Genomic DNA, 21,405 nt, shown 5'->3' with positions numbered 1-21,405 from the left:
CAGGCTTCGCGGTTGCCGGTCAGGCTTTCGCCGGTGCTGCCGGAGCTGACCGCTCCGCTGCCCCGGCACGGCGCTGCTCGACGCGCCGTGCCTGCTTGACCAGGTCCGGTTCGCCCTGGCGGAGCCAGGCGTACATCGGTGCGGCCACGAAGATGGTCGCCGCCGTGCCGATCAGGATCCCGACGAACAGTGCCAGGGACAGGTCGCGCAGGGTTCCCGCGCCCAGGAGTCCGGCACCGATGAACAGGATGGATCCCACGGGGAGGATAGCCACCATCATGGTGTTGATGGACCGCACCAGCGTCTGGTTGACGGCCAAATTGACCTCCTCGGCGAAGGTCCGGCGCGTGGACGCGTCGATGCCGGAGGTGTTCTCGCGGATCTTGTCGAAGACCACCACCGTGTCGTACAGCGAGTAGCTGAGGACGGTCAGGAATCCGATGATCGCCGACGGGGTCACTTCGAAATCACTCAGGGCATAAACCCCGGCCGTGATGAACATCGTCACCGCCATGCCGGCAAGCGCCGACAGCGACATCTTCCAAGTGCGGAAGTACAGGGCCATGAGGAGGGCCGCCAGCAGCACGAACACCACCAGGCCGATCAACGCCTGCTTTGTCACGTCAGCGCCCCACGTGGGTCCGACAAATGTGGAGGTCACCTCATTGTCTGTAACGCCGTAGGCGCTGGTGAGGCCCTGCTTGATCTTGAGGGTCTCGTCGTCGGTCAGTTTGTCCGTCTGGATGCGCATGGTGTTGCCGGCCACGTTCGCCACGCGCGGAACACTGCCGGACACAACGTCGGTGACGGCTTTCTCGCCGATGGTGGCATCCGTGGTTTTGACGTTGGAGACCGTGAATTCAGAGCCGCCACGGAATTCGATACCGAGGTTGAAGCCGCCCTTGGCCACCGGAATGATGATGGACAGCGCCACGCCCACCGCGGCGATGATGAACCAGATCTTCTTGGCGCCGACGAAGTCGTAGGAACGCTTGCCCGAGTAAAGCTCGTTGCCGAAAGTAGCGAAGCCTGACATTACTTGTTCTCCTTCGCGGAGGTCTTGGACGAGCCAGCCAGCTGTTCCTGCTTTTCTGCCAGGCGCCGTTCGGCGATGGTCATGCGGCGCTCGGCCTCGGCCGCCGCACCGGTGTTCTTGCTGCGGACCACCACTGGCCGGTCCTCCGGGGTCCGGATCCGCCCGGCACCGCGGTACAACGGCACCGCGCCCAAACGTTCGGGATCCAGGCCGGAGAACTTGTGGCCTTCACCGAAGAAGCGGGTGCGGGCCAAAAGCTGCAGCGTGGGGTGGGTGAACATGAACACCACAATGAGGTCGGCGATGGCAGTCAGGCCCAGGGTGAAGGCGAACCCACGCACGTTGCCGACGGCGACGAAGTAGAGGACGAGCGCGGCCAGCAGGTTGACGGCCTTGGAGGCCAGGACGGTGCGCTTGGCCCGCTTCCAGCCGTTCTCGACGGCGGACACCAGGCCGCGCCCTTCACGCAGTTCATCGCGGATGCGTTCGAAGTAGACGATGAACGAGTCGGCTGTCTGGCCGATGGCCACGATAATGCCCGCTACGCCTGCCAGGGACAGGCGGTAGTTTTCCGTCCAGCCGAGGATGGCAATGGCGAGGTAGGTCAGGGCACCGGCGACCACCAGGGAAGCAATGGTGACGAAGCCGAGGGCCCGGTACTGGAACAGCGAGTAGACCACCACGAGCAGGAGCCCGATCAGGCCGGCCAGCAGGCCCATGCGCAGCTGCTCCCCGCCAAGCGTTGCGGAAATCTGCTGTTCGCTCTGGATGTCGAAGCTGATGGGAAGGGCACCGAACTTCAGCTGATCGGAGAGCGCCTTGGCGGTCTGCTCGGTGAAGCCGCCGGTGATCTGCGGACGTCCGTCGGTGATGACGGCCAGCGCACGCGGCGCGGAGATGACCTGGTCGTCCAGGACGATGGCGAACTGCGCCTTGGGGTCGCTGCCCGACTGCCCGCCGGCGGCCGTGTAGAACTGGTTCAGGCGCTCGGTGACCTCTTTGAACTTCGCGGTACCGTCGGCGTCGAACTGGATGTTGACGGCCCAGTCATTGGTGACCGCACCCTGGGCGCCCTGCTGCAGCTGGAAGCTGGACGTGACGATGTTGCTGCCCTTAACCTCCACGGGACCCAGGATGTACTTGATGGCCGGGGACTTGTCGGTGGCAGGTTCGCAGGTAACCAGCGGCTTGGTGGGATCTGACCGCTGCGACTTCTCGGCGGCGCTGTTGCAGTCCAGTGCCTCGAACTGCTTGTAGATCTCCGGCGTGATCCAGTTGGTGTCGCTGCTGTTGGCCGGGGCGGCCGTCGGCTTGGGCAGTTGGTCATCGGGAGTCTGCTTCTCCGGGGGCACTGCTGCGCCGTCGCCGTTCAGCAGGACGGGGCGGAAGTTCATGTCCGCGGAGGCCTGGATCAGGTTCCTTGTTTCGGCGGAGGGCGTGCCGGGAAGGCTGACCACCACGTTGCGCCCGGACTGGGTGCTGATTTCGGCTTCGGAGACGCCAGAGCCGTCAACGCGTTGGCGGATGATCGCCACGGCCTGGTTGAGCTGCTGCTCGTTGATGTCCGATCCGCCCTCCACCTTGGGGGCGAGGATCATCTGGGTGCCGCCCTCGAGGTCAAGGGCAAGTTTGGGCGCCCAGCTGGCCTGTCCGGCGATGGTGCCGCCGGCCAGGACGGCGGTCAGAGCCGCCAGGAGTACGCCAAGCCAGACCAGGACGCGGAGCCCCGGCTTCTTGCGGCCAGTTCGTGCCATTGTCGATCTTTCTCTTATTCGCGGAGGAACCGCCGGCGCAGGCTCTGGCCCGCGCCGGCGGTGGTCCGCAGCGGTAGAGGGAGGAAAGGGGCCAGCGGGCCTAGCTGTCCTTCTTGCCCTCGTCGTTGAGGCGCTTCAGGGTTTCTTCCGGAGTCTCCGCGCCGGTGGCGGTGCTCCCGGCCTCCGGGGTGGTCAGCGAGGAGGCGTCGTCCGGCACTACCGGGGAAGCGGCGGCGGACTCGGTGGTGGCTTCCGCCGCAGGCTCGATGACCTTGGTGACGGCCTGGCGGTGGACCGTGGCCAGGTTGCCGGGGGAAAGTTCAAGGGTGACCTTGTTGTCGGCCTCGTCGATGTCCACGATCCGGCCGAAAAGGCCAAAACTGGTCATGACCTCCACGCCCGGGCCAAACTTCGACTGGAGCTCTGCCTGCTGCTGCTGCGTCTTCTTGTTGCGGCGGAACATCATGAAGATGAACACGCCGAGCATGACGAACAGGAGAATTGACATTGGATCCAAGGGGAATTCCGTTCTTTTTCTGGTACAGCTGGTTTTCCAGCGACGTCGGCTTCGCTTCGGCCGGGGCGGGCTGGTGATGCAGGCAGACGGCCTGACTTTTCCTTCCCCAAGCGACGGGGGCGTCAGGGCCACCCGCGAAACAAAGACCCGAACGTGCCGGGCGTCATACCAGTCTAAAGGGAAAAGCTGAAGGGAGCCTGCTATTGGCCCTCCGGAGCCCATTCCCCCGCTGCGGAAGCGTCCCCGCCGGGCTCGAAGAGGTCCAACTGCTCCTGCGCGAACACGTTGGACGGGATGGCATAGCCAAGGTGCGTCCATGCGGGCGCCAGCGCGATCCTGCCGCGGGGCGTCCGGCCCAGCAGGCCTTCGCGGACCAGGAAGGGTTCGGCGACGGTTTCCACCGTTTCGGTTTCCTCGCCCACGGCAATGGCGAGGGTGGAAAGGCCCACGGGACCGCCGCCGAATTTGGTGATGAGGGCCTCCAGGACGGCCCGGTCCAACCGGTCCAGTCCTTTCTTGTCCACTTCATACATGTCCAGGGCAGCGGAAGCGGCCCTGGCGTCGATTTGTTCGATGCCGTGCACCAGCGCCCAGTCCCGGACACGGCGCAGCAGTCGGTTGGCGATACGCGGCGTGCCGCGTGAGCGCCCGGCGATCTCAGCGAATCCGGCGGAATTGACCTTCAGGTCCAGCAGGCCTGCGGAACGGCGCAGGACCAGCTCCAGCTCCTCGACCGAGTAAAACTCCAGGTGCCCGGTGAAGCCGAAACGGTCGCGCAGGGGCCCCGGCAGCAAACCGGCACGGGTGGTGGCGCCCACCAGGGTGAACGGCGGCAGTTCCAGTGGAATTGCGGTGGCCCCTGCCCCTTTGCCCACGACGATGTCGACGCGGAAGTCCTCCATGGCCATGTAGAGCATTTCCTCGGCCGGCCGCGACATGCGGTGGATTTCGTCGAGGAACAGGACCTCGCCTTCGGAGAGCGAGGACAGGATGGCCGCGAGGTCGCCGGCGTGCTGGATGGCGGGTCCGCTGCTGAGGCGCAGCGGGGCATTCATCTCGGCCGCGACGATCATGGCGAGGGTGGTCTTGCCCAGGCCGGGCGGCCCTGAGAACAGCACGTGGTCCGCGGTGCGCCCGCGCATCCGGGAGGCCTGCAACACCAGCGACAATTGCTTGCGCACCCGGTGCTGGCCAACGAAGTCGTCCAGGTTCTTGGGTCGCAGCGCAGCCTCGATGGCGCGCTCCTCCGGCTCCTCCCCCGCGGCAACCAGTGAGGGTTCAGCCACGGGTGCCTACGCGGTTGCCGGCGCGTGCGCCGTCCTGGCCCAGCCACCGGAGCGTGGTGCGGAGGATCTCGGGAACGTTGCCGCGGAAGGACACTTCGGGTTCGTCGGCAAGTGCTTTGTCGATGCTGGCGGACGCGTCCTTTTCGGACCAGCCAAGGCTGGTCATGGCGGCCACCACCTGGGGCTTCCAGGCGGCCTCGGCCGGGGTGCCGGCCCCGGCGGTGGGGGCGGTTCCCTGCGGGACGAGCTTGCCTGCGAGCTCCAGGACGATCCGGCCGGCGACCTTGGGGCCGATTCCGGGGACCTTGGTGAAGGTCTTGCTGTCCCCCGTATGCGCCGCCACGCGGATGGCCTCGGGTTCGTGGACGGCCAGCACAGCAAGGGCAAGCCGGGGGCCGACGCCGCTCACACTGAGCAGGATCTCGAAAACCTCGCGCTCGTCGTCGTCCGCGAAGCCGAAGAGCGTCAGGGAGTCCTCCCGCACGATCAGCGAGGTGAACACCTTTCCCTCTTCACCGACGCGGAGGCGGCTGAGGGTCTGTGGGGTGGCGTAGACGCTCATCCCGGCCCCGTTGAGGTCAATCACTGCCGTTGACAGGCCAACGTGCGCTACGGTTCCGCGGAGGAAACTGATCAAGGCCGGGCTCCCGTGGTATTGCCGGCCCGCAGATGGGGCACGACTATCCGAACATATCTACGAATACCCTAGCAAGCAGCAGGGACAATCAGCGTGCGCGGCGCGCTTTGGCCTCGGCTTCGGCCCACGCCCGCTGGGCGGGGGTCAGCGATGAACTGCCGGGACCGGTGGTGGCCACGGCAGCGCCGCTCCCGGCGCGCCAGGCATGGGTGATGGCAAGAGCCAGGGCATCGGCCGCGTCGGCAGGGCGTGGTGGTGCGTCCAGCCGTAGGATTTTGGTCACCAGCTTGGTCACGGCGTCCTTGTTGGAGGACCCGCTCCCGGTGACTGCGGCTTTGACCTCCGACGGCGTGTGGAGTGCCACCGGGATGCCCCGCCGGGCTGCTGCCGCGATCACAACGCCGGACGCCTGGGCCACTCCCATTACCGTGCTCACGTTGAGTTGCGAGAAAACGCGTTCGACGGCGAGGACCTCCGGCTCGTAGCGGTCCAGCCACTCATCAATGGCCGTCGCGATCACCAGCAGGCGGCGGTCGAGGGTCTCGTCCGGGGACGTGCCCACTACGCCGACGGCCACCATGCTGGCGCGCCGGTTCCGTTCCACATCAACCACGCCGATGCCACAGCGGGTGAGGCCGGGGTCAACCCCCAGGACGCGGAGGGTCATCTGTCCTCCGCCCCTGCCAGGGAATCCGGCCTAGACTCCAGCTGCGGGCTAGCGGGCAAGGCGGGACGTCACTCGGATTCCAGGGCAGCCTGGACTTCGTCGCTGAGGTCGGCGTTGCTGTACACGTTCTGGACGTCGTCGAGGTCCTCGAGGGCGTCGGCCAGCTTCAGGAACTTGCGGGCGCCGTCAACATCCAGCTCCACCTGCATCGAGGGCACGAACTCCACTTCGTCCGTGTCGTATTCAATGCCGGCTTCCTTCAGCGCTTCACGGATAGCCTGCAGGTCGCCCGGTTCCGAGTGGATTTCGAACGTCTCCCCGTTGTCCTTGACCTCCTCGGCTCCGGCGTCGAGGACGGCCATCAGGACATCGTCCTCGCTCAGGCCGTTCTTGGGCAGGTTGACCACACCCTTGCGGGTGAAGAGGTAGCTCACGGAGCCGGGATCGGCGATGGTGCCGCCGTTACGGGAGATGGCCAGGCGGACCTCGGAGGCTGCCCGGTTCTTGTTGTCGGTAAGGCACTCAATCAGCAGGGCGGAACCCTGGGGGCCGCGGGCCTCATACATGATCTCGGTGTAATCGACCACTTCACCGGTAAGGCCGGCGCCGCGCTTGATGGCGCGGTCGATGTTGTCGTTGGGAACCGAGGTCTTCTTCGCCTTGGTCACCGCAAGTTCCAGGCCGGGGTTGCCGGCGAGGTCCGGCCCGCCCATCCGGGCGGCAACTTCGATGTTCTTGATCAGCTTGGCGAACGACTTTGCGCGGCGGCTGTCAATGATCGCCTTTTTGTGCTTGGTCGTTGCCCATTTGGAGTGGCCTGACATGCTTTACGCTTCTCCTCTGATCATTCGGATAAACAGTTCGTGTACGCGTTTTTCGCCGGTCACTTCCGGATGGAAGGAGGTGGCCAGCAGCTGGCCGGAACGCACTGCCACAATTCTAGCCGCCCCCGGCAGCTGGGCAGCGTGGGAGGCCTGGCCGGGGTCCGCCGGCTCCACCTGCGCGAGGATCTCCACGTCCTCCCCCACCCGCTCCACCCAAGGGCCGCGGATGAAGACTGCATGGACCGGTTCCACGCCCGATTCCGTGGCGCTGAAGTCCAGGCCCTTGAAGTCCAGGTCGGTTTCGAAGGACTCGCGCTGGCGGCCAAAAGCGTTGCGGCGGACAGTGATGTCGAGGCCGCCGAAGGTCTGCTGGGGCGCACCGGAGAGATCGGTCGCCGGATCTGCAATGTCGGACGCGAGCAGGATCATGCCTGCACAGGAGCCGTACACGGGCAGGCCCTCGCCGATGTACTTGCGGAGGGGGTCGGCAAGGTCAAAGGCCCGGGCCAGCTTATCGATAGTGGTGGACTCGCCGCCGGGAATGATGAGGCCGTCCAGACCGTCCAGTTCCTCCGGACGGCGCACGGGCACGGCTTGGGCGCCTGTGGCTTCCGCGGCACGCAGGTGCTCACGGAAGTCGCCCTGGAGGGCCAGGACACCGATTTTCAGGCCTGACCCCACGCGCGCCTGGGCAGCAGATGGGGGGTTTGTCATCTTTCCAGCATACGGCCCGGGCCGTGCAGCCGCTGCCGCACACGTCCTGCGGGCAGCGGTTGCATGCCGCTGCTGGGATATATTCAAAACATGGTCTTCTACAGTGTTCCGCTCGGCAAGCTGGTCCGCAGGGTGTCCCGGCTGCGGGGCGGCGGGTCCGCCCTGCCGGGCCTGGTGGTCGAGAAAATCGACCCCGGCTTCATGCGGCGCACGCTCACCACCCTGCCGCACGGTGTGGCGGTGGTCAGCGGCACTAACGGCAAAACCACGACCACCAAAATGGTGGTGGAACTGCTGGAAAGCCAGGGCCTGAAGGTCTTCACCAACCGCACCGGCAGCAACTTCACGCGGGGCGTGGCGGCAGCCCTCCTGGGTGAGGTGGACTGGCGCGGCAGGCTGGACGCGGACATTGCCGTCCTGGAACTCGACGAAGCCCACGCAGTCCACTTCGTGAACAGTGTCCCGCCCCGGTACTGCCTCCTCCTTAACGTGCTGCGCGACCAACTGGACCGTTTTGGCGAGATCGACAAGACCGCGCAGCTCCTGCAGCACATCGCCGCCAAGACCACCGGAACCGTAGTCCTCAACCGAGAGGATCCCCGGGTGGCCCGGATCGCGGACACCCTCACGGGCCAGGAGGTCAAGTACTTCGGCCTTGACGACTCCCTGCTGGGGACCTTTCCCAACGACGACGACATGCGGGCCGTTCCCGGTAGTCCCGCCCCGGCGGGCCTGCCGGAAAAGCCGGCGGCCGACGTCGTGCTCCGGAAAGTGGGCGCGGACAACGCCGAGTTTGAGTACGACGGCGATACGGTCACCACGGCGATGAAGCTGCGCGGCGTGTACAACATCTTCAATGCCGCTGCGGCCCTGACCCTGGCCCGCAGCATCTGCGGCGCGGGCGCCGCCACGGCCGACCACGCCACCCTTCTCGAGGCATTGTCCAAGGTGGCCCCCGCCTTTGGCCGCGGTGAAAGCCTTACGGTGGACGGCCAGCCGCTGGACCTGGTGCTGGTGAAGAACCCCAGCGGTTTCCGGCTGGGCCTGAAATCCTTCCCTGCCGCCGGTTACGCCACCATGGTCGCCATCAACGACAACTACGCGGACGGCCGGGACATGTCCTGGCTCTGGGACGTCGAGTTCGACTCGCTCCGCGAGGGCGGTGTGGACATGATCACCGGGTCGCGGGCCTACGACATGGCGCTCCGGCTGCAGTACGACCAGGTTCCCGTCGGAGCCGTGGAAACGGAGATCCCCGCCGCCCTGGCCGCCTTCGTCAGGGAAGGCCGGGGCAAGCCGAAGCGGATCTTCTGCACCTACACGGCGATGCTTGCCATCCGCCGCGAGCTGTCCAAAATCACCACCGTGGAGGTTGTCTCGTGAATCCGGCACAAGCAGCGACGGCGGACGGCGGGTCCAAGGGCACCCTCCGCGTGGTCCAGCTCTATCCCCGCGACATGAACATTTACGGCGACTGGGGCAACGCGCTGGTGCTGCAGCGCCGCATCCAGTGGCACGGCTACACCCCGGAACTGCTCGAGTACAACGTTGGCGATCCCTTCCCTGACGGCGTGGACATCATTGTGGGCGGCGGCGGGCAGGACAGCGGGCAGCTGGTGATCCAGGACGACCTGCAGTCCCGGGCAGGGGAACTCAAGGAATTGGCCGAGGACGGCGCGCCCATGCTGGTCATCTGCGGCCTCTACCAGCTCTTCGGACGGTTCTTCAAGACCCGCACGGGCGCCGTCATTCCCGGTATCGGTGTCTTGGACGTGGAAACGCACGGCACCGATGAGCGCCTGATCGGCAACGTCAAGGTCTCAACCACGGAGTTCGGCGAAGTCCTGGGCTACGAAAACCACAGCGGACAGACGACGCTGGGCGACAGGGTCCGGCCGCTCGGTACGGTGGCCAAAGGCACGGGAAACAACAGCAACGACGGCCATGAGGGTGCCCGCTACCGCAACATCGTTGCCAGCTACCTGCATGGCTCGCTGCTGCCCAAGAACCCGGCCATCGCGGACTTCCTCATCCGTACGGCTGCGGAGCGCAGGTTCGGCAGCTTCTCGCCCGGCAATCCCGACGACACCTACGCAGTCCTGGCCCGGGAGCACGCTGCCCGCCGCCCCCGCTGAGCTGCGACGGCCCCTGCCGGATCGCTTGCGAAACTGGGCGGCTTCAGTGGCGCCTCAACGCCACTGGAAGTACTCGCGGTGGATGTTGGCCCGGCGGACGCCTGCCGCCTGGAAGGCTTTCCGGAACTGCCGCAGCATGGCATCCGGTCCGCCCATGAAGACTGACAGCCGAGCTGGTTCGCCGCCCACAGACGCCAGGACCGATTCCGGGGTCAGCCGGCCGTCCGCCGCCGTGTCCACCAGGTGCACGGTAAGCCTGGGATGGTTGCGGGCCACGGCAAGGATCTCATCGGCGAACGGGGAACGCCCGGCCGAAGTGACGAAGAAGTGGACCTCCTCCTGAAGTTCCGCATCAGGCTCCCTGTCCAAGGCGCGCAGCCAGCTGAGGAACGGTGTAATTCCCACCCCTCCCGCGATCCAGACCTGGTGTGCAGTGCCGCGGTGCCGGTCGAACCGGCCGTAGGGACCACCCACAACCGCCGGCATGCCTGGCTGGACCACGTCGGGGAGCTTGGTGGTGTGGTCTCCAAGTGCCTTCACCGTGATACTGATTCCACCCTCCGGGGCCGGCCCTGAGATGGAGAACGGGTGGCGCTGCCAGCCGTCGGCCGTTTCGAGGTAGACCATGGCGAATTGGCCGGGCTTGAAAGTCAACGGCCGGCCCAGGGGACGCAGTGCCACTTCCACCAGGTCGGCAGCAACCGGCCGGACTCCTGCCACCTGATAGTCGTGATGCGGCAGGAAGCGGCGCGCCAGCAGTTCCCGGTAGGCATAGAAAGCCAGGCCCGTTCCGCCGATGGCCACGTAGCTCCACCGCAGTCCGGGCACCGCGTCGAATGCGCTGGCATCGAGCAGGCCGTGCAGGAATCCAGCGGCCAGGAACAAGCCGGTCAGGCGGTGGAAGCCCCGCCACCGCTCGTAGCCGCCCACCAGCCGGACCGCCACCTGGACCGGCTTGGACTGGAGAGCGGCAACCACCAGCCGCCGGATGGGTGCCGGAAGCATGGTGCGCCAGCGCGGCAGGATTGCCCACACCACCAGCGCCGCCAGGCCGCAGATGGCCACCACGGCCAGGGTTTTTCCCAGGCTGGTAGCCTCGGGGTTGGCCGCGAGCTCGATGTGCGGCAGCAGCAAAATCGTTGCCGTAATCGCCGCCCTGCGGTGCCAGATGGCAGCGTGGTCAATGCCGCCGAAGACAGGCTCGACAAGGGGAAGGGTACTGACCAGCACCAGTGCGATCGAATACAGCAGCACGGACTCGCCGCCGAAAAGCTGCCCTATGTAGCCCGTGAGGGGCTCGTTCTCGGGACGCGCCAGGTACCAGAAGATGCCGTACGCCCCCACGAGCAGCATGACCACGCCCGGTCCCAGCCACCGGAACGGTATGCCCACGAAGGTCGTCCCGGGCCTTGTGCCACCTTTGGTCATGGGCCCCGATCTCCTTCGTCATTTCCCGAACTGGGCGTTTGCCCTGCTGGGCGCACTGGTTGCAGTCCTGGCCGGACTACCTAGCGGCAATTGTAGGGATGCCGGCTGGGAGGACGCCGCCATTGGCGGTGATTGAGAAGCGTGCCCCGCTGTGAAAGGTTTACCCCATGACGAACCCCCTCCTCACCGCCAGTCCCCTGCCCTACGGCCTTCCACCTTTCACGGCGCTCACTCCGGAGCAGTACGGCGAGGCCATCGAAGCGGGTCTGGCTTCCCACTTGGACGAGATCCAGGCCATCGCCAACAGCACGGAACCGGCCACGTTTGAGAACACGGCCCTCGCCATGGAACGCTCCGGACAGCTCCTGAACAGGGCAGCGGCGGCATTCTTTACCCTGGTGTCGGCCGACGCGTCTGAGCAGATCAGGGAACTGGAAACGGTGCTGTCGCCTCGGTTCTCCTCGCACCAGGACGAGGTGTACCTCAACAGGAGGCTGTTTGAGCGCTTTGCGGCTATTGATACGGCCGGCCATGATCCCGAATCCATCCGGCTGGTGGACGAGTACCTCAGGGAGTTCCGCCAGTCAGGCATCCAGCTGGACGGACCGGGCCAGGAGCGGCTGCGGGCCATCAACGCCGGGCTGGCCCGGCTGGGCACCGAGTTCGGCCAACGGGTCAAAGAGGGAATGAAATCCGCGGCCCTGCTGCTGGAGGACGTCAATGACCTGGCGGGCCTGCCCGCCGACGACGTCGCCAGCGCCGCCGAAGCTGCCCGCGCCGCCGGGCACGACGAAAAATACCTGCTCACCCTGATCCAACCCGGCAATCAGCCTGCCCTGGCCTCGCTCGAAAACCGGGACGTCCGCCGTCGTCTGTTCGAAGCATCCGTGGCCAGGGGCAGTGACGGCGGCAGCCTGGATGTGTTGGACCCCGCCAGGGAGATGGCCGGCCTTCGGGCGGAAAAGGCGCAGCTGCTGGGTTTCGCCAACTACGCCGAGCTTGTGGCCGACCGGCAGACGGCCCCGGACTTCGAGGCAATCCGGACCATGCTCAACCGGATGGCGCCGGCCGCTGTCCGCAACGCCGATGCCGAGGCGGCCGCATTGGCCGAGGTTGCCGGCCACCCGCTGGAAGCATGGGACTGGGCCTACTATTCCGCGAAGGTGCGGCGGGAGAAGTACGACGTGGACGAACAGGCGCTCCGCCCCTACTTCGAACTCGACCGGGTCATTACCGACGGCGTGTTCTTTGCTGCAACGTCGCTGTACGGCATCACCTTCCAGGAGAGGGCTGATCTCCAGGCGTACCATCCGGATGTGCGCATCTGGGAGGTCCTGAATGAGGACGGCGCCAGCCTGGGCCTGTTCCTCGGCGACTACTACGCGCGTGAGTCGAAGCGGGGTGGCGCGTGGATGAACTCGCTGGTGGACCAGTCCGCCCTGCTGGGCACCCAGTCAGTGGTGATCAACACGCTCAATATTTCCAAGCCTCCGGCCGGCGAGCCTACCCTTCTAAGCCTGGACGAGCTGCGGACCCTGTTCCACGAGTTCGGCCACGCCCTGCACGGCCTGTTCTCCAACGTCACCTATCCCCGCTTCTCCGGCACTTCCGTGCCGCGGGACTTTGTGGAGTACCCCTCGCAGGTCAACGAGATGTGGATCATGTGGCCGCAGGTACTGTCCAACTACGCCCGCCACCACGTCACCGGGGACCCACTTCCGCAGGACATTGTGGACCGGCTCAACGAATCCCGGCTGTGGGGCGAAGGCTTTGCAACCACCGAATACCTGGGCGCAGCCCTGCTCGACCTCGCCTGGCACACGCTGGAACCTGGTGAGGTGCCGGACGATGCCGTGGAGTTTGAGGCGAAGGCCCTCGCTGCGGCAGGTATCGCCCACCCGCTGATCCCGCCGCGGTACCGGACCGGCTACTTCCAGCACATCTTCGCCGGGGCAGGCTACGCGGCCGGCTACTACTCCTACATCTGGAGTGAAGTGCTGGACGCAGAGACGGTGGACTGGTTCACCGAGAACGGCGGCCTCTCCAGGAGCAACGGCGAACGCTTCCGCCAGGAACTCCTCAGCCGCGGCAACAGCCGCGACCCCCTGGAGTCCTTCCGGACCCTGAGAGGCCGCGAAGCACGGCTCGAGCCCCTGCTAAAGCGCCGCGGCCTCGAATAACCCCCATCGATTGCTGAGTACTTGTCGTTTTGAGCCCCGAAAACGACAAGTACGGAGCAATCGACGGTTCCAGAAGAGACCTAAAAAACGGACGACGCCGGTCCCCCACCAGAGAAGGTGAGGAACCGGCGTCGTAAGTTACCGCGGTTGGCGACTAGCCAAACGAGAGGCGGGGCTGATCCGGCAGCGTGCGTAAAAGGGCCCCCGCGCCCGGACCGTCGACAAAGCCGCCAACGGGGCGCGGGGAATAGCACGCAGAGGATCAGCGCCGTCCGGCGCCCCAAGAGGACGCGAGGAGAGAGTTACCAGCCGCGCTCAGCGAGACGGTGCGGTTGGGGGATCTCGTCGACGTTGATGCCCACCATGGCTTCGCCCAGGCCGCGGGAGGCCTTAGCGATGACGTCCGGGTCGTCGAAGAAGGTGGTGGCCTTGACGACGGCGGCGGCGCGCTGGGCCGGGTTGCCGGACTTGAAGATGCCGGAACCGACGAAGACGCCGTCGGCGCCGAGCTGCATCATCATGGCAGCGTCAGCGGGGGTGGCGATGCCGCCTGCGGTGAACAGGACCACGGGAAGCTTGCCGGCTGCGGCGACTTCCTTGACCAGTTCGTAGGGGGCCTGCAGTTCCTTGGCCGCGACGTACAGTTCGTCCTCGGGCAGGGAGGAGAGCCGGGCAATCTCGGAGCGGATCTTGCGCATGTGGCCGGTGGCGTTGGAGACGTCGCCGGTACCGGCCTCGCCCTTGGAGCGGATCATGGCCGCGCCTTCGTTGATGCGGCGCAAGGCCTCACCGAGGTTGGTGGCACCGCAGACGAAGGGAACCTTGAAGTTCCACTTGTCGATGTGGTTGATGTAGTCGGCCGGGGTCAGGACCTCGGACTCGTCGATGTAGTCAACGCCGAGGGACTGCAGGACCTGGGCCTCGACGAAGTGGCCGATGCGGGCCTTGGCCATGACCGGGATGGACACGGCATCGATGATCTGGTCGATCATGTCCGGATCGGACATACGGGACACGCCGCCCTGGGCGCGGATATCGGCCGGAACACGCTCCAGCGCCATGACTGCCACGGCACCGGCGTCTTCGGCGATGCGGGCCTGCTCGACGTTGACGACGTCCATGATGACGCCGCCCTTGAGCATCTCGGCCATGCCGCGCTTCACGCGGCTGCTGCCCGTGACGCTGTTCGCGGACGAACCGGCCTCGTTGCTTACATCAGGTGTAGACACAAAAACCCCTATGGGTAGACAGATGATCTTCGCCGGGCATGCGGCGGCAGCTGCCGGGGGTGCACGCACGGGTTGCCGGGTCCCTTGACCGGGCACTTATATACTAGTCCCCCGCCGCGTGCCCGGCTTAATCATGCTTAATCAGCGGGCGTGGGTTCCGCCAAGGCCTGCCGGCGGACGGAAACGATGCGCTGCACCACCGTCACGAGGCTCGCCACCGCAAGCAGTACCAGCGTCACCAGCAGGACCACCGGCGGGAGTCCAAGGCCGGTCAGGCCGGTGACCACCAGCACGGATACCAGGCGTTCAGCACGTTCTGCAATGCCCACGTTCGCTGTGAACCCCAGGGATTCGGCCTTGGCCCTGGCATACGAAACCACCATGCCCAGGACAAGGCACAGCAGGGCGGAGACGGCGATGGCGGTGTTGTTGCCCCCGGTGAAGAACCAAACGGACACGCCGGCGAACAGGGCGCCATCGGCGATCCTGTCCAGGGTGGAGTCAAGGAAGTTTCCCCAGCGGCTCTTCGCGTCCTGCATTCGGGCCATGATGCCGTCCAGCACGTCGGAGAAAATGAACGCCGTGATGAAGAGGGTGCCCCAGAAGAGCTGACCCAGGGGGTAGAACACGAGGGCTCCCGCCGCAACCCCTGCAGTGCCAAGAATGGTCACCGCGTCCGGGGAAACACCGATCTTCAGGAGCCAGCGGGCCAGCGGGGTAAACACCGCGGTGAAGAAGCCGCGGGCATGCCTATTCAGCATCCGACTCCCCGGGCCAGGCGTCGGCAACCTGCTGCCGGACCTCATCAAGGGTCTGGGTGATGGCCTTGGTCTGGGCGATGATGGGGAAGAAGTTGCCGTCCCCGCCCCACCGCGGAACGATGTGCTGGTGCAGGTGCGCAGAGATTCCGGCACCCCCCACCAAACCCTGGTTCATGCCCAGGTTGAAGCCGCCGGGATTGGAGACTTTGCGGAGGACCCGCATGGCCGTCTGGGTGAGTTCGGCGAACTCTGCTGTTTCCTCAACCGTGAGGTCCGTGTAGTCCGGGATGTGCCGGTACGGGCAGACCAGCAGGTGGCCCGGGTTATAGGGGAACAGGTTCAGCACCACATAGCAGGTCCGGCCGCGGTAGACAATGAGCGCTTCCTCGTCCGTGCGGGCGGGGCCCACGCAGAACGGGCAGTCGTTTTCGTTCTTGAACTGGTGCTGCCCGCCCTTGATGTAGGCCATGCGGTGCGGAGTCCACAGGCGCTGGAAGGCGTCCGGGACACCGGCGAGGGCAAAATAGTCGGTAACGCCGTCATCGCCTGGATAACCTGCGCCTGTGTTCTCCTGCACTGTGCTGCTTCCGTTCGGCTAGCTGGTCCGGTTGCGGACGGCGTCGGTGATCCGTTTGACGGCTTCCTCCACCGGCACGCCGTTGTCCTGGCTTCCGTCCCGGAACCGGAACGACACCGCTCCTGCTTCCGCATCGTCGCCACCTGCGATGAGCACGAACGGGATCTTGTCCTTGCTGGCGGTGCGGATCTTCTTGGGGAACCGGTCGGAGGTGGTGTCCACCTCGGCGCGGATACCAGCGGCCTTAAGCTGATCGACGACGTCGAACATGTACTCGTTGAACGCTTCGGCAACCGGGATGCCCACCACCTGGACCGGAGCCAGCCAGGCGGGGAACGCACCGGCGTAGTGCTCGGTGAGGACGCCCATGAACCGCTCCACTGAGCCAAACAGGGCGCGGTGGATCATCACGGGGCGCTGGCGGCTGCCATCGGCGGCCTGGAACTCCAGTTCGAAGCGTTCGGGCAGGTTGAAGTCCAGCTGGATGGTGGACATCTGCCAGGTACGGCCCAGCGCATCCTTGGCCTGCACCGAGATCTTCGGGCCGTAGAAGGCTGCTCCACCCGGATCCGGCACGAGCTCCAGTCCGGACTCCTGGGCCACCTCGGCAAGGGTCCTGGTGGCTTCCTCCCAGGTGGCGTCGTCGCCGACGTACTTTTCCGGGTCCTTGGTGGACAGTTCCAGGTAGAAGTCGTTCAGCCCGTAGTCTTTGAGCAGGGCCAGGACGAAGTTGAGGGTCTTGGTGAGCTCATCCTTCATCTGCTCGCGGGTGCAGTAGATGTGGGCGTCGTCCTGTGTCATGCCGCGCACACGGGTGAGGCCGTGCACCACACCGGATTTCTCGTACCGGTACACCGAACCGAATTCGAACAGCCGCAGGGGCAGCTCGCGGTAGGACCGGCCGCGGGAGCGGAAGATGAGGTTGTGCATGGGGCAGTTCATCGGCTTCAGGTAGTAGTCCTGGCCGGGCTTGCGTACGGTGCCGTCCTCATTGAGTTCGGCATCCACATGCATGGCCGGGAACATACCGTCCTTGTACCAGTCCAGGTGGCCGGAGACCTCGTACAGGTGCCCCTTGGTGATGTGGGGGGTGTAGACGAACTCGTAGCCGGCCTCGACGTGGCGCTGGCGGGAATAGTCCTCCATCTCCTTGCGGATAATGCCGCCCTTGGGGTGGAAGACAGGCAGTCCTGAACCCAGCTCGTCCGGGAAGGAGAACAGGTCCAGTTCGGAGCCCAGCTTGCGGTGGTCGCGGCGTTCGGCCTCGGCAATGCGCTCCTGGTAGGCCTTCAGGGCTTCCTTGGTGGGCCAGGCGGTGCCGTAGATGCGCTGCAGCTGCTGGTTCTTCTGGTTACCCAGCCAGTAGGCCGACGAGGAACGGGTCAGGGCGAAGGCGTTGGAGATGAGTTTGGTGTTGGGCAGGTGCGGGCCACGGCAGAGGTCGCACCAGACGGTGGCGCCTTCCTTGCGTTCCACGTTGTCGTAGATGGTGATGTCGCCGGCACCCACCTCAACGTTCACGCCTTCCCCGGCCTCGGCGGCGTCGTTCTTCTTACCCAGCAGCTCGAGCTTGTAGGGCTCGTTCTTCATCGCTTCGCGGGCCTGGTCCTCGGTGACGACGCGGCGGACGAACTTCTGGTTCTGGTTGACGATCTTCTGCATCATCTTTTCGAGGGTTTTGAGGTCCTCGGGGGTGAACGGCTCGGCAACGTCGAAGTCGAAGTAGAAGCCGTCGGTGATGTAGGGGCCAATGCCGAGCTTGGCGTCGGGGCGCAGCTGCTGCACTGCCTGGGCCATGACGTGGGCGGTGGAGTGGCGCAGGACGTTCAGGCCGTCGGGCGAATCAATGGTGACGCCTTCCACCTCGGCGCCTTCGGGAAGCTCCTGGTCAAGGTCCTTCAGCTCGCCGTTAACGCGGGCCACGACAACGTCGCGGCGCTCAAAGAAGAGTTCCGCACCGGTTGTCCCGGTAGTCACCTTGGTCTCTTCGCCATCGACGAGAAGGGTGATCTGCTGGGCATCTGACACGGGTGTCTCCTATTCAAAGTTGAGGCTTCATAGCTTGTGGCATACGGGGACCACAGCCAGCCACCGTCAATGCTATCGGTTCCTGTGAGGGCCGACCAACGCGCCGCACTGCATGCCCACCCGGCAAAAACTGCAGGCTCACCCGTTAAAACCGGTGATCGCCAGCGTCCTGCTGATGCCATCCAGGGGATGGGCCACGTCCCCGCCGCCCGCCGTCGCGGCCTCAGGGAAGGGCAGTGTCTCCGTCCTGCTGAGGTCCCATGCCATGCTTGCACTCAGGCTGATGCCCCGTGGACCGGTCCTTCGGGTGGTGCCGCGGATCAGCAGCAGGCGGGTGCCGAACAGGAGCGGTCCGGCGCTTTCCTGGGCCTCATGGAAGAAGACCGAATCAACACAGCCTGTGCCGTCGTCGATGCTGATGAAAACTACCCTCCTGCCGCCGCGCATGGGAGGCGTTTGGGTTGCCACGCGCACTCCTGCCACCAGTACTTCTGTGCCGTTGCGCATGCTAAGAAGCTTGTCCGCTGTGGTGACGCCGAGCCTTTCCAGCATGGGGCGGTGGCTTTCCATCAGGTGGGTGCTGACATCTACGGCCATGAGGTCAAGTTCTGCCCTGACGTTTTCCACCAGCGTGGGGGCGGGAAGCCTGGGCTTGATGTTCCTTAGTTCGATGTCGCCCAGGGGAAGGGCCAGCTGCCCCTCCAGCACCTCCACGCCCTTGCGGGTTCCGTTGGCGGTTTGGAGCTGCTGCAGGTGCTGCACCAGGTCCGCGCGGTTGGCCGGACCTCCTGCTTCCCGGTGCAGGGAATCAAAGGCACCTAACTGGGCAAGGCGCCGGATGTTTGGCTTGCTAAGCCGCGAGCGCGCCCGAAGGTCGGCCAGCGAATCATAAGGCTGCCCCGCCACGATCCGCTTCAATTCGGCGGCCGACAGCCCGTAGATCCCGTTCAGGCTGAGCCGGATTCCCAGCTTGCCGGTGTCCTTGCCGGATTCGATCCGCTCCACCCGGTACTCGGCTTTGCTCCTGTTGATGTCCAGGGGAACGATGGGGATGCCCAGCCGCCGGGCTTCAGCCACCAGAAGCCGTTTGGGGTACATCCCCGGATCGTGCTCCCACAAGCCCGCCAGGAAAGCTTCGGGATGGTGTGTTTTGAGCCAGGCGGACTGGTAGGTGGGAACCGCGAAGGCAGCGCCATGGGCCTTGCAGAAGCCGAAACTGGCAAAGGACTTCAACGTCCCCCATACCTTGTCCACTACCTCGGGGGTGTACCCCCTCACCTTCGCGTGGCGCCGGAAGTATTCCTCCACCTGCGCTTCCCCCGCCTCGTTGCTCAACGCCCTGCGGAACTCGTCGGCCTTGGCCAGCCCGCAACCGGTCATGATGTCGAGGGTTTTCAGGATCTGTTCGTGGAAGACCGTGACCCCATGGGTTTCCTGCAGCACGGGTTTGAGGTCCGGGTGCGGATAAACCTCAGGGGCAAATCCGTGGCGGTGTTCCAGGAAGGGCCGCACCATGTCCGATTTCATCGGCCCGGGGCGGAACAGGGAAATATCGATGATGAGGTCGTTGAATTCCCGGGGCGCCATCTTTCCGATCAGTTCCCGTTGCCCGGGGGATTCAATCTGAAAGCAACCCAGGGTGTGCGTGCTCCTGATCAGTTCATAGGTTGGTTCATCGTCAAGGGGGACGGCGTTGAGGTCGATCCGGCCGTCCCCGGCAATGTAGTCCGGGCCGGTGCCATCGGGTCCCAGTGGGTGCCTGCCCGCTGCCACCACGTCCTTTTTGGTGGGGTGGATGCGTATTATCTCCCGGACGGCGAAAGCCATTGCGCTTTGCATGCGGACACCCAGGACATCGAGTTTGAGCATGCCCATGGGGTCCATGTCGTGTTTATCGAACTGGCTCATGGGCAGGCCAAGCCCGCTTGGCTGGACCGGGGTGCGGTCCAGGAGCGTGGCATCACCCAGGATCACGCCGCAGGGGTGCATGGAGATGTGGCGGGGGAGCCGGTCCAGGCGTTCAGTCAGATCCACCAGCAGGTCCAGCTGCTGGTTGCCATCGGCATCGCGCTGTTCAACCCTGCCGGCAAACTCCCGGAGCTCGGGCTTTTCCTGCAACGCCTCCCGGAACTTCCGGGCCGAAAACCGCCACAGCTGCTTGGCGATCTCCCCCACCTCGCCGTCGTCCATACCCAGCGCCAGCCCGGCGTCGCGCACTGCCCCCCGCGCCCGGTATCCGTTCTGCATGCTCATCAGGGTGACCCGCTCTGACCCGAACCGCTCGAAGATCCGCCGGTAGACGTTGTGGCGTTCAGCGCTTTCGACGTCGATGTCGATGTCCGGAAGGGTGGCGCGGTCGTTGGAAAGGAACCGTTCGAAAATGAGGTCGTGCTGGAGGGGGTTCACATGGCTGACGTCAATCAGGTAGTTGACCAGGCTGGAGGCCCCCGATCCCCTGGCAGCCGCCCTGACCCCCATGTCCTGGATCATCCGGGACACCTCCGCCACCGTGAGGAAGTAGGAGGAAAATCCGAGGTTGTTGATGATGCCCAGTTCATGGTCAAGCCGAAACAGCATGTCCTTCTCTGCCTTGCCGCTGACACCGGGGAACCGCCTGCCGATTCCCGCATGGCAGCGCTGGATGAGTTCGGCGTGCGGATCCTGGTTGATGCCAATGACTGACGCCTCAGGGACAACTGGCTGTTTCCAGCCCATATCGGTGGTGGGGTCGATCCGGCAAAGATCGGCGAGCGCCTCGGTCTGGGCCATCAGCTGCTTGAGGTCCGCGGCACCATAACCTGCAGCGGAAATGATCTCCTTCCCCAGGGCCAGCATGTGCTCCCCGGTTTTAAGCCATCCCTGTCCGGTTGGCTGCAGCAGCGGCTCTCCTGCCAGTTCCGGTAGGGACTTCAAGGTCCTGGCAGAGTCCAGGACGTCGGCAGTTGGGGCTCCATCGGCAGCGCAGTAGCGGACGGCATTGGTGAGGATGGCAGGTACATGGTGCTCCTCGGCGAGCCTGAGCATGCGGACGGCATGGGCCGTGCTGAACGAGGTACCCGGTGCGCTGAGCTGGGAGACGATTTCCGCCACCACTGTTCCAGCGGGCATGGCGTCGATCCATTGCTTGAACAGGGTTCGGGGGCGCAGGTACCGCCGCCCACCCATGGCCCTTCCGACGTCTGAGTCAGGTCCGAGCAGGACGGTCAGCACCGGCTTGAGGGTTTGGGGGTCCAGGGTGCGGGAGGCAAGTTCGGCGCGGGTGACTGCCGCGGGGACCGCTCCCCCGGCCTTCCCCGATGTCCTGGCGTGGGCATCGGATACCAGCCTGCAGAGCGCACGGTAACCGGCACCGTTGTTATTGCCCCTGGCCAGCACCACCACCCGGCCGGCTACCTGCGTGCGGTGATCGCCGTCGTCGTCAAAGACTGCCAGGTCCACCCCCACAATGGGATCGATGCCGGCAGCCATGCAGGCCTTGAGGTGCTTGATGGTGCCATACAGGCCATCCCTGTCGGTGCAGGCAAGGGCAGTAGCCCCGTCCGCGGCGGCTGCCATGGCCAGCTCCTCCGGCCAGGAGACGCCGTAGTGGGCGCTGAATGCTGTGGAAACGTGTAGGTGGGTGAAGCTCATGC

Annotated in this window: 17 protein-coding genes; 3 read left to right on the top strand and 14 right to left on the bottom strand. The window is 65.3% G+C overall.

The features are described 5' to 3' along the window. Nucleotides 1-19 precede the first annotated feature (19 nt). The 8 genes from secF to pdxT form a co-directional block, all read right to left on the bottom strand. On the bottom strand, nucleotides 20-1,036 hold the full coding sequence (secF, locus tag ACFO0G_RS08965; protein WP_376977110.1) for a protein translocase subunit SecF: 1,017 nt from the start codon (nucleotides 1,034-1,036) through the stop codon (nucleotides 20-22). After that, nucleotides 1,036-2,790, bottom strand: coding sequence for a protein translocase subunit SecD (gene secD, locus ACFO0G_RS08960; protein ID WP_286397279.1), 1,755 nt, complete (start codon nucleotides 2,788-2,790; stop codon nucleotides 1,036-1,038). The genes secF and secD overlap by 1 nt, the downstream gene beginning before the upstream one ends. Before the next feature lie 100 nt (nucleotides 2,791-2,890). Next, nucleotides 2,891-3,298 carry a preprotein translocase subunit YajC gene (gene yajC, locus ACFO0G_RS08955; RefSeq protein ID WP_376977108.1) on the bottom strand — a complete coding sequence of 136 codons (408 nt, stop codon included), beginning with the start codon at nucleotides 3,296-3,298 and terminating at the stop codon, nucleotides 2,891-2,893. Nucleotides 3,299-3,507: 209 nt separating this feature from the next. Continuing rightward, a complete protein-coding gene (gene ruvB, locus ACFO0G_RS08950) occupies nucleotides 3,508-4,593 on the bottom strand; it encodes a Holliday junction branch migration DNA helicase RuvB (protein WP_286397284.1) in 1,086 nt (361 codons plus the stop codon). Beyond that, the gene (ruvA, locus tag ACFO0G_RS08945) at nucleotides 4,586-5,230 is read right to left on the bottom strand and encodes a Holliday junction branch migration protein RuvA (RefSeq protein ID WP_376977105.1); all 645 of its coding nucleotides are present in this window, start codon (nucleotides 5,228-5,230) and stop codon (nucleotides 4,586-4,588) included. Before ruvA ends, ruvB begins: the two co-directional genes overlap by 8 nt. A gap of 88 nt (nucleotides 5,231-5,318) precedes the next feature. Further along, complete coding sequence (gene ruvC, locus ACFO0G_RS08940) at nucleotides 5,319-5,897, bottom strand: crossover junction endodeoxyribonuclease RuvC (protein ID WP_159631890.1); 579 nt, start codon at nucleotides 5,895-5,897, stop codon at nucleotides 5,319-5,321. A gap of 68 nt (nucleotides 5,898-5,965) precedes the next feature. After that, entirely contained in the window at nucleotides 5,966-6,721 is a 756-nt protein-coding gene (locus tag ACFO0G_RS08935) for a YebC/PmpR family DNA-binding transcriptional regulator (RefSeq protein ID WP_376977102.1), read from the bottom strand. A 3-nt stretch (nucleotides 6,722-6,724) separates the two neighbouring features. After that, nucleotides 6,725-7,435, bottom strand: coding sequence for a pyridoxal 5'-phosphate synthase glutaminase subunit PdxT (gene pdxT, locus ACFO0G_RS08930; protein WP_286397295.1), 711 nt, complete (start codon nucleotides 7,433-7,435; stop codon nucleotides 6,725-6,727). A gap of 90 nt (nucleotides 7,436-7,525) precedes the next feature. On the opposite strand from pdxT, the gene ACFO0G_RS08925 reads away from it, so the two are divergent. Both ACFO0G_RS08925 and ACFO0G_RS08920 read left to right on the top strand, forming a co-directional pair. Beyond that, the gene (locus ACFO0G_RS08925; protein ID WP_286397298.1) at nucleotides 7,526-8,818 is read left to right on the top strand and encodes a Mur ligase family protein; all 1,293 of its coding nucleotides are present in this window, start codon (nucleotides 7,526-7,528) and stop codon (nucleotides 8,816-8,818) included. Further along, nucleotides 8,815-9,570: a type 1 glutamine amidotransferase gene (locus tag ACFO0G_RS08920; protein WP_376977099.1), complete on the top strand. Its 756-nt coding sequence runs from the start codon at nucleotides 8,815-8,817 to the stop codon at nucleotides 9,568-9,570. The genes ACFO0G_RS08925 and ACFO0G_RS08920 overlap by 4 nt, the downstream gene beginning before the upstream one ends. A 54-nt stretch (nucleotides 9,571-9,624) precedes the next feature. Here the strand turns inward: ACFO0G_RS08920 and ACFO0G_RS08915 are convergent, their stop codons facing one another. Beyond that, nucleotides 9,625-10,998: a ferredoxin reductase family protein gene (locus tag ACFO0G_RS08915; protein ID WP_376977097.1), complete on the bottom strand. Its 1,374-nt coding sequence runs from the start codon at nucleotides 10,996-10,998 to the stop codon at nucleotides 9,625-9,627. A gap of 167 nt (nucleotides 10,999-11,165) precedes the next feature. Between ACFO0G_RS08915 and ACFO0G_RS08910 the strand changes: the two genes are divergently transcribed. Further along, nucleotides 11,166-13,178: a M3 family metallopeptidase gene (locus ACFO0G_RS08910; RefSeq protein ID WP_376977095.1), complete on the top strand. Its 2,013-nt coding sequence runs from the start codon at nucleotides 11,166-11,168 to the stop codon at nucleotides 13,176-13,178. 302 nt (nucleotides 13,179-13,480) lie between these two features. On the opposite strand, the gene pdxS is transcribed toward ACFO0G_RS08910, so the two are convergent. The 5 genes from pdxS to ACFO0G_RS08885 form a co-directional block, all read right to left on the bottom strand. Beyond that, nucleotides 13,481-14,407: a pyridoxal 5'-phosphate synthase lyase subunit PdxS gene (gene pdxS / locus ACFO0G_RS08905; protein ID WP_026265780.1), complete on the bottom strand. Its 927-nt coding sequence runs from the start codon at nucleotides 14,405-14,407 to the stop codon at nucleotides 13,481-13,483. A gap of 137 nt (nucleotides 14,408-14,544) precedes the next feature. After that, nucleotides 14,545-15,168: a phosphatidylinositol phosphate synthase gene (gene pgsA / locus ACFO0G_RS08900; RefSeq protein WP_286397310.1), complete on the bottom strand. Its 624-nt coding sequence runs from the start codon at nucleotides 15,166-15,168 to the stop codon at nucleotides 14,545-14,547. Beyond that, nucleotides 15,158-15,745, bottom strand: coding sequence for an HIT family protein (locus ACFO0G_RS08895; RefSeq protein ID WP_376977092.1), 588 nt, complete (start codon nucleotides 15,743-15,745; stop codon nucleotides 15,158-15,160). The genes pgsA and ACFO0G_RS08895 overlap by 11 nt, the downstream gene beginning before the upstream one ends. 18 nt (nucleotides 15,746-15,763) lie before the next feature. Beyond that, nucleotides 15,764-17,773, bottom strand: a complete 2,010-nt coding sequence (gene thrS / locus ACFO0G_RS08890) for a threonine--tRNA ligase (protein ID WP_286397314.1) — start codon at nucleotides 17,771-17,773, stop codon at nucleotides 15,764-15,766. Between the two features lie 138 nt (nucleotides 17,774-17,911). Further along, the gene (locus ACFO0G_RS08885; protein WP_376977089.1) at nucleotides 17,912-21,403 is read right to left on the bottom strand and encodes a DNA polymerase III subunit alpha; all 3,492 of its coding nucleotides are present in this window, start codon (nucleotides 21,401-21,403) and stop codon (nucleotides 17,912-17,914) included. Nucleotides 21,404-21,405 lie beyond the last annotated feature (2 nt).

Origin of the sequence: Arthrobacter sedimenti (assembly GCF_042652025.1) — a bacterium.
Classification (GTDB): Bacteria; Actinomycetota; Actinomycetes; order Actinomycetales; family Micrococcaceae; genus Arthrobacter; species Arthrobacter sedimenti.
Note: the sequence above shows the minus strand (reverse complement) of the source record. Positions and strands in the feature narration are given on the sequence as shown.